Origin of the sequence: Mesorhizobium sp. B2-3-4, from assembly GCF_006442315.1 — a bacterium.
Classification (GTDB): domain Bacteria; phylum Pseudomonadota; class Alphaproteobacteria; order Rhizobiales; family Rhizobiaceae; genus Mesorhizobium.
Genome location: NZ_VFVY01000033.1, coordinates 1 through 13,776, shown reverse-complemented (window position 1 = coordinate 13,776; position 13,776 = coordinate 1). Strand labels below are relative to the sequence as shown.

General features: G+C 63.4%; 12 protein-coding genes. 4 read left to right on the top strand and 8 right to left on the bottom strand.

What is annotated here, in order from left to right; translation table 11 throughout:
• The first annotated feature begins 11 nt into the window (after positions 1-11).
• Entirely contained in the window at positions 12-380 is a 369-nt protein-coding gene (locus FJ967_RS31970) for a four helix bundle protein (protein WP_140736304.1), read from the top strand.
• 53 nt (positions 381-433) lie between these two features.
• A complete protein-coding gene (gene mmsB, locus FJ967_RS31965) occupies positions 434-1,318 on the top strand; it encodes a 3-hydroxyisobutyrate dehydrogenase (RefSeq protein ID WP_140736303.1) in 885 nt (294 codons plus the stop codon).
• A gap of 281 nt (positions 1,319-1,599) precedes the next feature.
• On the opposite strand, the gene FJ967_RS31960 is transcribed toward mmsB, so the two are convergent.
• The 8 genes from FJ967_RS31960 to FJ967_RS31925 form a co-directional block, all read right to left on the bottom strand.
• Entirely contained in the window at positions 1,600-2,244 is a 645-nt protein-coding gene (locus FJ967_RS31960) for a cytochrome c oxidase assembly factor Coa1 family protein (RefSeq protein WP_140736302.1), read from the bottom strand.
• 84 nt (positions 2,245-2,328) lie between these two features.
• Positions 2,329-2,694, bottom strand: a complete 366-nt coding sequence (locus FJ967_RS31955) for a hypothetical protein (RefSeq protein WP_140736334.1) — start codon at positions 2,692-2,694, stop codon at positions 2,329-2,331.
• A 132-nt stretch (positions 2,695-2,826) separates the two neighbouring features.
• On the bottom strand, positions 2,827-4,206 hold the full coding sequence (locus FJ967_RS31950; RefSeq protein WP_140736301.1) for an aspartate aminotransferase family protein: 1,380 nt from the start codon (positions 4,204-4,206) through the stop codon (positions 2,827-2,829).
• 52 nt (positions 4,207-4,258) lie between these two features.
• Positions 4,259-4,399 (bottom strand): capsid protein, encoded by a 141-nt coding sequence (locus FJ967_RS31945; protein WP_140736300.1) that lies wholly within the window; start codon positions 4,397-4,399, stop codon positions 4,259-4,261.
• A 69-nt stretch (positions 4,400-4,468) separates the two neighbouring features.
• Positions 4,469-6,538: a prolyl oligopeptidase family protein gene (locus FJ967_RS31940; protein ID WP_140736299.1), complete on the bottom strand. Its 2,070-nt coding sequence runs from the start codon at positions 6,536-6,538 to the stop codon at positions 4,469-4,471.
• Positions 6,539-6,632: 94 nt separating this feature from the next.
• Entirely contained in the window at positions 6,633-7,793 is a 1,161-nt protein-coding gene (locus tag FJ967_RS31935) for an MFS transporter (RefSeq protein ID WP_140736333.1), read from the bottom strand.
• 97 nt (positions 7,794-7,890) lie between these two features.
• Positions 7,891-9,066, bottom strand: coding sequence for an MFS transporter (locus FJ967_RS31930; protein WP_140736298.1), 1,176 nt, complete (start codon positions 9,064-9,066; stop codon positions 7,891-7,893).
• Between the two features lie 170 nt (positions 9,067-9,236).
• A complete protein-coding gene (locus FJ967_RS31925; RefSeq protein WP_140736297.1) occupies positions 9,237-11,168 on the bottom strand; it encodes a phospholipase D-like domain-containing protein in 1,932 nt (643 codons plus the stop codon).
• Positions 11,169-11,396: 228 nt separating this feature from the next.
• On the opposite strand from FJ967_RS31925, the gene FJ967_RS31920 reads away from it, so the two are divergent.
• Complete coding sequence (locus FJ967_RS31920) at positions 11,397-12,974, top strand: trimethylamine methyltransferase family protein (RefSeq protein WP_140736296.1); 1,578 nt, start codon at positions 11,397-11,399, stop codon at positions 12,972-12,974.
• A 56-nt stretch (positions 12,975-13,030) separates the two neighbouring features.
• Positions 13,031-13,776, top strand: a 746-nt coding sequence (locus FJ967_RS31915; protein WP_140736295.1) for an FAD-binding oxidoreductase, incomplete at its 3' end; no start/stop codon positions are given.

Genomic DNA, 13,776 nt, shown 5'->3' with positions numbered 1-13,776 from the left:
GCAGTAGATAGATGACCGGCACGATCAATTCGTACAAGGATCTTATCGTGTGGCAGCAGGCAATGGATTTGGCCGTTGCTACCTACGCTTTGACCAAGGCATGGCCTAAAGAGGAATTGTATGGTCTGACTAGCCAGATCCGTCGCTCGGCAACTTCTATTCCAGCAAACATCGCGGAAGGCTATGGCCGGGACAACCGAGGCTCATATCAGCAATTTCTCAGGATCGCCCAAGGCTCACTGAAGGAGCTAGAGACCCACCTCCAAATTGCGGAGCGCATCGGTCTTGCCACGCATGATCAAGCTGACCGTATGCTGTTGGCAACCGAGGGCATCGGAAAAATGCTTCGCCAACTCATCAGCAAACTTACGCCGGAATAGATCCCCTACTGCCTACTGCCTACTGCCTACACCCTCAATCATGGAGCGCCGTCATGACCACAATCGCCTTCATTGGCCTTGGCAACATGGGCAATCCGATGGCCGCGAATCTGGTCAAGGCCGGACACGCGGTGCACGGCTTCGATCTGATGTCGGAGAATCTCACCGTCGCGCGCGAGCACGGCATCGTCGTCATGGCCAACGCACTGGCCGCCGTGAAGGATGCCGACGTCGTCATCACCATGCTACCAGCCGGCAAGCACGTGCTTTCGGTTTACGAAGACATCGCACCCAAAGCGAAAAAAGGGGCGCTGTTCATCGATTCCTCGACCATCGACGTCGAATCCGCACGCAAGGCGCATGCCATCGCGGCAAGTCACGGCCTGCCGTCCATCGACGCGCCGGTCTCGGGCGGCACCGGCGGAGCGACAGCCGGTACGCTGACCTTCATGGCTGGCGGATCCGACGATGCCTTTGCCGCCGCCGAGCCGGTCCTGAAGCCGATGGCCGGCCGCATCGTCCATTGCGGCGGTGACGGCGCCGGCCAGGCCGCAAAGATCTGCAACAATATGATCCTCGGCATTTCCATGATCGGCGTCGCCGAGGCCTTCGTTCTGGCTGAAAAACTGGGGCTCTCGCATCAGGCCTTGTTCGACGTCGCCTCGACCTCGTCCGGCCAATGCTGGTCGCTGACCACATATTGCCCGGTGCCCGGTCCGGTTCCGACCTCGCCGGCCAACCGGGATTATAAGCCGGGATTTGCGGCGGCTCTCATGCTGAAGGACCTGAAATTGTCCCAGGAAGCCGCCCTTGGCGCCGGCGCCGTCACGCCGCTCGGCGCGGAAGCAGCGCAACTCTATGCCTTGTTCAATGCCCAGGGACATGGCAGCGCCGATTTCTCCGGCATAATTAATTTTCTGCGCGGCAACCCAGCGTAAGCATCGGATTCAATGGACTTTTTTCGGATCTTTCCCGAGAAAGAGCGCCAAATTTAGATTTGCTTAAGCTCTCGATAACTCTGCGGTAACGATGTCCCTATAAAACGGATTGCGAGGCGGACATATCGCATCCGCCCGGCGCTCCGGATCAGGTCTCGCGTACCGGAGCCCGTAAGTTTCGCAGGTGTCTTGTAGCGAAACGCCATGCGTATCTGGCAAAGCCGCGTTCCCGATGGGGCGCGGTTTTTGCATTTCCGCGTCCTTTATCAGCCGCGGCCCGTCTATATTCCGATCGCCGCTCCCGGGATCGGCACGTGATCTTCATTGGTCAGCACGATCGGTGCATCGACGCCGTAGACGCGCAGCACCAGCAGGCGCGTGCTCCATGTGCCGGCAGTGCGCACCAGATGCGAATAAACGGTGCCTTTTCCCTTGGCGCCGTGGACGGGAATGCTGAACTGGGCGTCGCCCGCCCCGTTCGCATTGACGTTGAGACTGCCCCCGACCCAGAAATTATCCGTCACATCGTCGCCGATGGCGGCTTTCACGCGGCTATCGGCGCGCACCGCGTCCATCGTCATATGGTAGGCGTCACTACCTTTGAGCACGAAGGGAATGCTGCCGACCATCGTCGCGCAGCCGCCGATGCTAATCACCCAGACGGCGAGGCCCGCGATCGCCCAGTTGCGTTGCGTCTTGCGGAATTGCTCGGCGTCGCGCCAGGCACGGTTCTGCCAAGCCCAGCGGCTGCCGCGCGCGCCGAGCACGAAGATCATGACGAGGTTGACGACCGGAACCAGCGCCAGCAACGCGATGAAGGTGCTGTTGCCGATGCCCCAGATCCAGTTGAGGAAGAAGGCACCCCAGTTCCAGCGATCGAGCTCGGCCGGGATTTCAGCCGGCTGGTTGAGCGGTTGTCCGGCCATGATGTCCCCCATCGACGCGTGCACCGATTGGTTCTAGCGCATCACCTCGACCATGCGCAAAATCAAACTTCCACGACGTCCAAGTCAATCCTTCGACGAAAGCCGGCGAAAATTTGCCTTCACCGCGCGGCTGGCCGGCTTGAGAGCGGCCCGCATCGACCGTTCGGCCGCGACGCCGTTGAACAGCGACGGCGTATGGCCGGAAAGAACTTCCGGCCAGAAACGTGACGCAGATTGCAGGAAAGACATTTGCGCTGCGAACACACCCTCGACAGCGGCAGCGGCCTTCTCGCTGACCGCGCGCGCCGTTTCGGCGCTCCAGGGTTGGCCGCGCCCGGCGTCCATGGCCATCAACGGCAGCCGCATCGCCGCCACCATGGGTGCCAGCATCAGATCCGCGCCTATCTTGGCCGCCTCTTGCGCACCGCGACCCCTGCCGGCCATTTTCATGAAGAAGCCCTCGTCGCAGACGGAACGCTGCCGGTTCACACTACGCGCCGGGGCTGTATTTGGTTCCCCGGCGCTTAGATATGTTTCTCGATCCGGGCGCTCCTGCGAAGGACACCCGGTCGAGCTCCGCTCCTAGCGCTTGCGCAGATCGGCCTGCGCCAGATCCAGCGCCTTGGCGATGCGGTCGCAGGCCATGTCGATCGTGTCACGGGTCCAGATCAGCGGCGGCGACAGGATCATCGTGTCGCCGGTGGCGCGCAGCATCATACCGTTGGCGATGGCATGGTCGCGAACCACAACCGCAGCACTTCCCGACGGCAGGAAGCGCTCCTTCGTCGCCTTGTCCTTGACGATCTCGATCGCCCCCATCAGGCCGATCGAGCGCACCTCGCCGACCAGCTCATGCCCGGCGATGCGCTCCTGCAGCGCCTTGGCGAAATAGGGCCCGGTGTCGTTTTTGACGCGATCGACCAGGCCCTCCTGCTCGATGAGCTCGAGGTTCTTCAGCGCCACGGCACAGGCCACCGGATGTCCCGAATAGGTGTAACCGTGGTTGAATTCACCGCCCTTCTCGACCAGCGTCGCGGTGATGCGGTCGCCGACCAGCAGTGCCGACAGCGGCTGGTAGCCGGACGTCAGCGCCTTTGCCGTGGTGATGGTGTCGGGCTCGATGCCGAAGGTCTGCGCGGCAAACCATTCGCCGGTGCGGCCATAGCCGGTGATGACCTCGTCCAGCATCAACAGCACATCATATTTGCGGCAGATGCGCTGCACTTCGGGCCAGTAGCTTGCCGGTGGAATCTTGACACCGCCAGCGCCCATGACCGGTTCGCCGATGAAAGCCGCGACCTTGTCGGCGCCGGCCTCGAGAATGGCGTCCTCGACCGATTTTGCCGCGCGCAGGCCGAAATCATGGTCGCTCTCGCCTGGCAGCGCCAGCTCGTAGGCATAGGGCATCATCACATGGACGATGTTGGGCACGGCGCCATTGAGCTGTTTGTGCATGGCATCCATGCCGCCGAGCGAAGTGCCGGCGATGGTCGAGCCGTGATAGGCCATCTTGCGCGAGATGACGCGGTTCTTCTCCGGCTTGCCTTCCAGCACCCAATAGTGGCGCACGAGACGCAAGGCGGTGTCGTTGGCCTCCGAACCGGACGAGCCGTAGAATACCTGGTTGACGTTATCGGGCGCGATCTCGGCCAGTTTCTTCGACAACAGCACCGGCGTCGGCGTCGAGCATTTGAAGAAGGAATTGTAGTAGGGCAGTTCCTTCATCTGGGCATAGGCGGCTTCCGCAAGTTCCTCGCGGCCATAGCCGATATTGACGCACCACAGGCCGGCCATGCCGTCCAGCAATTCCGTCCCTTCGGAATCGTAGATGAACGGGCCATTGGCATGGGTGATGACGCGGGAGCCAGCCTCGCGCAGCTCCTTGTGGTCGGTGAAGGGGTGCAGGTGATGCGCGGCGTCGATCTGCTGAAGCTGCTTCAGCGAATAGTTCTGATAGGTCATGACTTCAAATCTTTCCTCTGGATTCAATCCGGCTGCTACCGGGGCGAATGCGTCAGAGGATGACAGGCGGCGAATAGCCGATGCGGGCGCACAGCCGCAGGAGTTCAGCACGCAAGGTGCGCGGCGACGGTGTCACCGCGACCCGGAACGCCCTGCCCCCAAGAAGGCTGGCCGATATCCTGACGAGAGCCATGACAGGCACCTTAGAGCAAAGGTGGCACGAGGTGAACCACCCTTTGCTTGGCCCATGCCAGGAATGTGTCTAGGCCTTGGCGCCCAGCGCCTGCTGCAGGAACACGTATTTCATCGCCGTCTGCGCCGCCTGCGGCCGGCGGTCGCCGCGCCCGCCATGTCCGCCTTCGGTTTCCTCGAAGAACAGCGTGTTCGCATGGCCGGCCTCCTGCAAGCGCGCCGCCATCTTGCGCGCATGACCGGGATGGACCCGGTCGTCGGCGGTCGACGTCGTCAGCAGCGCCGGCGGATAGGCGGCCGCCGCCTTGACATGCTGATAGGGTGAGTAGGCGGAGAGCCATCTGGCATCTTCGGGTTGCGAGGGATCGCCATATTCGGCCATCCATGAGGCGCCGGGCGGCAATTCGGTGTAGCGCAGCATGTCGAGCAGCGGCACCTCGATGATGACGGCGCCGAAAAGCTCCGGACGCTGTGTCAGCGACACCCCGGTCAGCAGGCCGCCATTGGAACCGCCTTGAATGCCGAGCGATTGGGCCGTTGCGATGCCGCGTTTGACGACGTCCTGCGCCACGGCGGCGAAATCGTCGAAACCGTTCTGGCGATTGCCCTTGAGCGCGGCCTGGTGCCAGGCCGGCCCGAATTCGCCGCCACCGCGGATACAGGCCTGCACATAGGCATTGCCTTTCTCCAGCCAGAGCCTGCCGCGCACGCCGGCATAGCCGGGCAACAGCGGCACTTCGAAACCGCCATAGCCGTAGAGCAGCGTCGGCACCGGTCCCTTCTGGTCACGCCGCCTGACGACGAAGTATGGGATCATCGTGCCGTCCTTCGAGCGCGCCTCGAACTGTTCGGAGATCAGCGGCGCGGCATCGAAGCGGGCGGGCTGCGACTTCACGGTCGCCAGCGTCTTGCCATCGTCATCAGACCAGATGATTGAGCTCGGCGTCAGGAAATCGGTGAACGAGAAGGAGACGGTCGAGCCGAAATGCTCGGCATGGCTGATGCCGACCGTGCCGTTTTCGGGCAACGCCACGGGCTGCAGCGACCAGGCGCCATCCCGGCGCTCGCCGACGAGAACCTTGCCGCGAACATTGTCCATCAGGTTGATGAACAGCCGGTCGCGCGTACGGGTGAGGCCGGCGATCGAGACGCGATGCGCCGGCGCCAGCAAGGTCTCGATGGCGCCGAAGCCGCCAGTTTCGATCCAGTGCGCGAAATCGAGCGAATAGAGCCCGTCCGGCTGGCACACTGTGCCGTCCGGCGCCGTCCACGGAGTGCGCACGCCGAACACCAGCTGATCCCGGAAGAGCGCGGTGTCGGTGACGTCGTCGGGCAGCGGGATGCGGCGATTCTCGCCCGAAGGGAGGCGCAGGAAACTGTGCGATGCGAAGAAGTTGAGCGTCCGTGCCAGAAACAGATGACGCTTGTCGCCGTCGAACTCGACGCCGGCGCCAACGGCAAGGTCCTCGGTCTTGCCCTCGAAAATCGGCGTCGCCTCTTCCAGCCTGGTGCCCCGCTTCCAGAGTTTCACGACGCGCGGATAGCCGGACTCTGTCTTGTCGGCCTCTTCGAATGCGGCCGAGACGATGACCGTATCCTCATCCAGCCAGCCGAAGCCCGATTTCGAGGCCGGCGCCTGAAAACCACCTTCGACGAAGGATTTGGAAGCGATGTCGAACTCGCGCATCGCGCTGGCGTCGCCGCCATCGGGCGACATCGAGACCAGGCAGCGGTTGAAATCGGGATAAAGCCTGCTGGCGCCGCCGAACACCCACTTTATCCCCTCCTTCGCCGCCAGTTGGTCGAAGTCGATGATCGTTTCCCAGGCGGGTCTGTCGGTCTTGTAGGAAGCAACCGTGGTGCGCCGCCACAGGCCGAGCGCATTGGTCTTGTCCTGCCAAAAATTATAGACATAACCGGCGATGGCATTGCCGACGGCGATATTGTCCTCGGCGGTCATCAGGTCGAGCGCCGTCTGGAACGACTCCTGGTAGGATGGATCGCCCTGCAATTGCGCCACCGTGACCTCGTTCTGGCGATGCACCCAGTCGAGCGATTCCTTGCTTGTCCTGTCTTCCAGCCACAGGAAAGGATCACCGGCCTTTTGAGAGGGCTGGGCTTTGGTCGTCGAAGAGGTCATGCAAGTCTCCGGGATTTAAGCGGCTTTGCCTACATCGCGTTGGCGGCGCCGACATTCAAGATGCGATATGTCTTTTGCCGCCTGCCAGCCTGCTTCACAGCACCCGCCGGCGGATGACAGTCGCCAGCGCCAGCACAGCGCAGATGACGCCGAGCGTCAGCGGCAAGCCTCCCGCCCCGAGCCCGTCCATCACCCCGCCCGTAAGCGGTGGAACCAGGATGCCGCCGACGCCCCACATCAGCGAGAATGCCGCATTTCCGGCAACCAGCGCCGAGCCGGTGAAGCGCTCGCCAAGCTCGATGATCGACATCGTGTAGATGCCGTAGGACACAGCCCCCCAGACGAAGACACAAGGCCAGATCAGCGGCGTTTCGATCAGCACCGGCAGCAACGCACAGCCGAACAGCGTCAGCAGCACGCAGAGGAAGCGCACCAGGCGGGCCGTCAGCCGCTCGGCCAGCAGGCCAAGCGGCACCTGCATGGCGATGTTGCCGGCGATCATGACGGACAGCAGCGCCGACATGCGGACCTCCGCGATGCCATGATGCATGCCGTAGACAGGCAGCAGCGCCAGCACCGCCTGCTCGAAACCCGCGGCCACCACCACAGCCGACAGAAGCAGCCAGGCAAGCGGCATGAAGCCCAGCACCGAAACCCGGTGCCCGGCCTCGTCCACCCTGGGCAGGCGCCTGACCACCAGCGCCAAGCAGCCGCCGCAAAGCACGAAGGCGCCGATACCGACAAGGAACGGCGGCCAGCCTTGCGTGCCGACGGCGAGCAGACAGAGGGGGCCGGCGGCGAAGCCGGCTGAAATGATCGTCGAATAGAGGCCCATGATGCGACCGCGCCTTGCCGGCGGCGCCAGCGCGATCACCCAGATTTCGCTGAGCACATAAAGTGGATTGGTGACCGCACCGATCAGGAAGCGCAGCGGAAACCAGAGATAGACGTTCTGCGTCCAGCCGATCAGCGCCAGGACGACAGCCGAAAGCACGGCGCAAGTGAGCGCCGTGCGCCCTGCCCCGAACCGCCTTGCCAGGCCAGGGATCAGCGGCGAGGAGAGGATGAAGCCGACAGGCGTCATCGCCGCCGACAGGCCGATCACCGCCGGCGAAACTCCTTGGCGCTGCAAGATGAAACTCAGCAGCGGATAGGACAGGCCCTGGGCGATGGCGAAAACGGATACGGTCGCGATCACCCCTGTGATCGCTGCCCATTGCATCGTCTCGTCGCTTCTCGTGTCCGCCAAGTCCATCATCCACAATGCTGTCGCGGTTTCAGCTTTTAACGGTTCGGTCCTACCGCGATAACCCCTGCGAACCGCACGGACGCTCCGCTCCAGCCAAACCTTGTCAGGAGCCTCGACGGCTGGCCGATCTATAGAGCGCGAAGGTGATCAGCAAAGCGTCGAGGCCGATGATCACCACCGGCAGGCCCAGAGGTCCGATAGCCTGCATCAGCAGGCCGGCGCCGGGCGGGCCGACAATGCCGCCGACGCCCCACAACAAGGCGAAAGCCGCATTGCCGGTGACCAGCAGCGAGCCTTTGAAGCGGCTGCCGAGTTCGACCAGCGCCATCGTGTAGACGCCATAACCGACGGCGCCCATCACCAGAAGCACGCCCCAGATCAGCGGCGTGGCGATCAGCAATGGGAGCAGAACGGCGCAAGTGGCGGTCGCCACGGCGCAGGCGAGGATCATCGGCCGGCCACCGAAGCGTTCGGCAAGCAGGCCGAGCGGGATCTGCAGCAGGATGTTGCCGAGCGACAACGCCATCACCAGCGCGGCGAGCACGGCTTCCGGCAGGCCGTAGCCCGCGCCGAAGACCGGAACCAGCGCATAGGTGCTTTGCTGGACGGCGGCCGAGACCAGCACGGCCAAAAGCAGTGCTGGTGCCAACCGGGCAAAGCCGACAAAACTGCCGGCGGGCTGGCCGTCATCCTCGAAGCCGGTCAGCCTCGAGGAGACAAGCCGCAGAATGACGGCGCAGAGCAGGAAACCGACGATGCCGACGCTGAAAGGCGCCCAGCCCTCGATGCCGACCAGGGTCAGCGTGAAGGGTCCGGCGGCATAGCCGGCGCCCATCAATGTGTTGAAGACGCCCATGACGCGCCCGCGCCGCGACGGCGGCGCCAGCGACAGCGCCCAGACTTCGCCCAGCACATAGAGCGGGTTGATGACGATGCCGATGATGAAGCGGATGACGTACCAGGCCACCCAGTTCTGCAGATAGCCGATGGCTAGGAAGCACAAGGCTCCGATCAGCGAACAGCCGACCGCCAGGTTTCGCGCCCCGAACATCCGCACGGCCGCCGGCACGAAAGAGGCCGACAGGATGAGCCCGACCGGCATCATCGCCGCCGACAGGCCGATCAGGCCAGGCGACAGGCCCTGCTTCTGCATCAGGAGCGTGAACAGCGGCGAACTCAGCCCTTGCGCCGCTCCGAACATGGCCAGCGCGGCGGTGACGCCGGCGAGCGCCGCCCACTGCGTTCCCGCTTCGCCTTCGCTCGAGCCGGTCGCGACCATGCCTTCATCCATATGGGGTGCCGGCGGGCCGGCAAGCATGACCTAGCTACTGGTTCGATCGGCGCCAGGAAAGAGCCGCCGGCGCAATCCGGTTAAGCCAATGGACCTGTCCGCCCGGCCAAGGCCGGGCGTTCCAAACCTGGAACCCTCTGATGACCTGGCCGACGGCGCTACGGGAAATAGCGGGCGATCGCTCCTTTCTTGCCGTCGGCATAGGGTTTCAGCCACTTGTCGTCGATGGAAATGCCGTCATCCTTGGAAGAGGCCTTGCCGATCGTCCTGCGCCAGGCGCGGAACTTGTAGTGGTCGAACACGTCGAGCATGTGGACGACGTAGGCTGCCGCAAAGGTCTTGTCGCCTTCGACAATGACGAGATTCTCGTCGTTTTCGTAGGACGCCTTGTAACCGAGATTGTGGCTGCCGGTGATGACGGTGGCGTTGTCCTCCATCGGGTCGATGATGACGATCTTGTCGTGCACGATGGCGTGGCCGACGGTCAGCACCTCTGCCTGGAAATCGCCCGCGATCGTCGCGCCGGTCAGGTTGGCTGCCCTTACGATCGAGACATTCGGCGCCTCCCAGACCTTCTCCGGATAGACGAAGGGTGACTTGCCGTCCTTGTTCGACTTGTGCGTGACCGGATCCTTGGTCGGGGCGACATAATTGGGCATGGCGGTCTCGTCGGAGATCGCGCCCTGCACGATCAGGTTCGCATCCGCCTTCGCCGCCGTTACCGCCTGGTCGACGATCGAATTCTCGCCAAGCAGCGAGGGATTGAACACCAGGAACAGCACGGCACGCTTGGCTGCCTTGATGCGGGCAAAGACGTCCTCGAGATCGACAGGGCGGACCGAGATGTCCTTCTTGCTGCGGTCCGGGTCGTTTGGCGAAAACCAGACCGTCATGCCGTCCAGGGCCGCGCTCGCGCCGTTGAGCGGATTGGGCTTGTGGTTCTCCGTGCGGAACGGCACGCCTTGCTTCTGCACGACATGCCCGGCGGCGGTTTCGCTGGCGGGAGCCGGGAACACATCGGCCTTCATGCGCTGCCAATAGTCGTTGAAGACTTCCGCCATCACCGGATCGTCACGCACGAAAGCGTTGTTGGACTGCCCGCATATGCCTGTCGAGGTCCAGTTGGTGCTGCCGGTCATCACCGCTTGCGGATTGCCTTGCGCGTCGCGGTAGACGGCGAATTTGTTGTGGCCGATATGGTTGTTGTTGAACAGGCGATCCGTCACCACGACACCCGCATCATGCAGGCGCTTCCTGTAGAGGAAGTTGCCGGCATCCCAGCCTTCGGTCTTGTCACCCGGGGCGTTTCCAGGAAGCGTGTCCTTGCCCGAATTCGAAAGAATGACCTCGACGACATCCTTGGCGGCGATGATGGCATCGCACAGTTCGTCGTCGCCGAGTTCGTAAAGCGCCAGCCTGACCGTGCCGCCCTCGGCTTTTGCCCTTTTCATCAGGCTGGTCAGCACATCGGGCACGTCGCCATGCAGATAGGCTCGTATCTTGCTGGTCGGATCCTGCAGGATGGCCCTGATCTTGTCGCGTTGCCCGACCTTGATGCCGGCTTCCGCCAGCGCGTGCGACATCCACTGCGTCGACAGCACACCGTTGGTGAAGGCAACGCGCGCCTTGCCGAACATCTGCCCCAGGTAGATCGGCGGGCTGACGGCGCCCTGGCCGAGATAGCCTAGCGGCCGCGCCGGCCCGGTATAGGCGGGCTTGCCGTCGACGACCTGGTCGGGGCGCACGGGCACCGGATCGAGACCCGGCTTCATGTCGCCGACGGGACGCACCCGGTAGGCGATCATCTCGCCGTCCGGCCTGACCTCGATGCTGTCGCGGCGGCGCCGCACGGTCAGATCGCGCCAGAATGTCTTCTGTACCGGCCAAACACCGGTATCCTGCGGAATCCACCGCGGATTGCGCTGCCCCTTGAACGGCACCCAGGATGCAAGGCAACGCTCCTCGCCTGTATCGGGGTAGAGCCGTACGATCTCGAAACCGAGGCAGCCCGGGATCATACCGTCAAGATCCCAGGAAATGAACGCGACTTCATTGTTTGTCGCGGCACGCACTTTGACGACATCAGGCATGGCTGTCCTCCCAAAGACGTTTGGCGAACAAGTATATCAGAAGTAAACGACAACACTGTAACGCTGGCCTGCTCGGCGCCCGTCCCAAGGACAAGACCAAATGCCGCGGCCGCTCGGCTGCCGTTCGGGCATGTCGCTTCCCTCGCCCTAGTGGTCGCCGCCTCCGCAATGGCCGGCGGGCCGGCGGTCCATTATGCCGCCCGCTAATCGCACTGTACGAGGACCACCATGACCGCCGCCTTACACCAAGCAGAACCGGCTTTGGGACCCGATCGTTCCCGCCGTGGCGGCCGTGCCGGAAAGCGCGCCGGCGGCTCGGCCGCCTTCGAGCAGCCGGCTTTCCGTCAGCTCCGCAATCCGCTCACCCCGACCAGGCTGGTTTCGGACGACGAGCTGGAATCGATCCACCTGGCCTCGCTGCGCGTGCTCAGGGAAATCGGTGTCGACGTGCTGCATGACGAGGCCCGCCGCATCATGAAGGCGCATGGCGCCGACGTGCGCGAGGGCTCGGAGCGTGTGCGCTTCGACAGCGACATGATCCTCGAACTCGTCTCGCACTGCCCGTCGGAATTCACGCTGCATGCGCGCAATCCGGCGCACAATCTGCGTTTCGGCGGCAACAACGTCATCCTGTCGATGATGGCATCGGCGCCCAACTGCTCCGACCTTGATCGCGGCCGGCGGCCTGGCAACCAGGCCGACTACCGCAACTTCCTACGGCTGACGCAGATGCACAACATTCTCAACTGCACCGGTGGCTATCCGGTCGAGCCGATCGACATCCATCCGTCGGTCAGGCATCTCGAATGCATCCGCGATCTCGCCATGCTCACCGACAAGGTGTTCCACATCTATTCGCTCGGCAAGGAACGCAATGTCGACGGCATCGAGATCACCCGCATCGCGCGCGGCGTCAGCCGCGAGCAGTTGATGGCGGAGCCGTCGGTCTTCACCATCATCAACACCAATTCGCCGCTCAAGCTGGACGTCCCCATGATGGAAGGCATCATCCAGATGTCGAGCATGGGCCAGGTGGTCATCGTCACGCCGTTCACGCTCTCGGGCGCCATGGCGCCCGTCACCATCGCCGGCGCGCTGGTGCAGCAGAACGCCGAGGCGCTGTCCGGCATCGCGTTCGCCCAGATGGTGAAGAAGGGCGCGCCTGTCGGCTATGGCGGCTTTACCTCCAATGTCGACATGAAATCCGGCGCGCCGGCCTTCGGCACGCCCGAATACATGAAGGCGCAACTGGTCGGCGGCCAGCTTGCCCGCCGCTACAACATTCCCTACCGCACCTCCAACACCTGCGCCGCCAACACCGTCGACGCACAGGCCGCCTATGAAAGCGTCTTTTCGCTGTGGGGCGCCATCCAGGGCGGCGGCAACCTGATGATGCATGGCGCCGGATGGCTCGAGGGCGGCCTGCGCTGCTCCTATGAAAAGACCATCCTGGACATCGATCTGCTGCAGATGGTGGCCGAATTCCTGACGCCCCTCGATCTGTCGGAAGATGCACTTGGTTTCGACGCCATCCAGTCGGTCGGTCCCGGCGGCCATTTCTTCGGCACCCAGCACACGCAAGATCGCTACAAGACCGCTTTCTACTCGCCCATCCTGTCCGACTGGCGCAATTTCGAGACCTGGGCCGAGGCCGGATCACCGACGGCGCTTGAGAAGGCCAACAAGGTCTGGAAGGAACGGCTGGCCTCCTATGACGAGCCCTACATGGACCCGGCGATCCGCGAGGAACTCAACGCTTTCGTCCAGAAGCGCACCGCCGAAGGCGGGGCGCCGACCGATTTCTGATCGGTGTCGCGCGCTCCTCACCCAGTTCAATCTCTTAAAAAACGGACCTATCTCGAATGAAATCTCACGTAAAAGCGGTTGTCATCGGCGGTGGCGTGGTCGGCTGCTCGGTGCTTTACCACCTGGCCAAGGCCGGCTGGACCGATATCATGCTGATCGAGCGTTCTGAGCTGACCTCCGGCTCGTCCTGGCATGCCGCCGGCGGCTTCCACACGCTGAACGGCGACCCCAACGTCGCCAAGCTGCAGGCCTACACCGTCCAGCTCTACAAGGAGATCGAGGAGATTTCGGGCCAGTCCTGCTCGCTGCACCTGACGGGCGGCGTGATGATGGCCGATACACCGGAGCGCATGGACTTCCTGCGGCTGGCCCATGCCAAGGGCCGCTACCTCGGCATGGACACCGAACTGATCACGCCTTCGGAAGCCAAGGCGATGTTCCCGCTGATGGACGAGACGAACTTCGTTGGCGCCATGTGGGATCCGGTCGAGGGCCACCTCGACCCCTCGGGCACCACCATCGCCTATTCCAAGGCGGCCAAGAAACTCGGCGCCGAGATCGTGCTGCGCAACCGCGTCGTCGACCTGACGCAGCAGCCCGACGGCACCTGGAACGTCGTGACCGAACAGGGCACGGTCCATGCCGAGCATGTCGTCAATTGCGGCGGCCTGTGGGCGCGCGAGATCGGCCGCATGGTCGGCGTCGAGCTGCCGGTGCTCGCCATGGAGCACATGTACCTCTTGACCGAGCCGATGCCGGAGGTCGAGGAATTCAACAAGTCGACCGGGCGCGAGATGATCGG

Bases quoted from the DNA above. Each gene is read 5' to 3' on its own strand.
- FJ967_RS31970 (WP_140736304.1), top strand. From the start codon at position 12: ATGACCGGCACGATCAATTCGTACAAGGATCTTATCGTGTGGCAGCAG.
- mmsB (WP_140736303.1), top strand. From the start codon at position 434: ATGACCACAATCGCCTTCATTGGCCTTGGCAACATGGGCAATCCGATG.
- FJ967_RS31960 (WP_140736302.1), bottom strand. From the start codon at position 2,244: ATGGCCGGACAACCGCTCAACCAGCCGGCTGAAATCCCGGCCGAGCTC.
- FJ967_RS31955 (WP_140736334.1), bottom strand. From the start codon at position 2,694: ATGAAAATGGCCGGCAGGGGTCGCGGTGCGCAAGAGGCGGCCAAGATA.
- FJ967_RS31950 (WP_140736301.1), bottom strand. From the start codon at position 4,206: ATGACCTATCAGAACTATTCGCTGAAGCAGCTTCAGCAGATCGACGCC.
- FJ967_RS31945 (WP_140736300.1), bottom strand. From the start codon at position 4,399: ATGGCTCTCGTCAGGATATCGGCCAGCCTTCTTGGGGGCAGGGCGTTC.
- FJ967_RS31940 (WP_140736299.1), bottom strand. From the start codon at position 6,538: ATGACCTCTTCGACGACCAAAGCCCAGCCCTCTCAAAAGGCCGGTGAT.
- FJ967_RS31935 (WP_140736333.1), bottom strand. From the start codon at position 7,793: ATGGACTTGGCGGACACGAGAAGCGACGAGACGATGCAATGGGCAGCG.
- FJ967_RS31930 (WP_140736298.1), bottom strand. From the start codon at position 9,066: ATGGTCGCGACCGGCTCGAGCGAAGGCGAAGCGGGAACGCAGTGGGCG.
- FJ967_RS31925 (WP_140736297.1), bottom strand. From the start codon at position 11,168: ATGCCTGATGTCGTCAAAGTGCGTGCCGCGACAAACAATGAAGTCGCG.
- FJ967_RS31920 (WP_140736296.1), top strand. From the start codon at position 11,397: ATGACCGCCGCCTTACACCAAGCAGAACCGGCTTTGGGACCCGATCGT.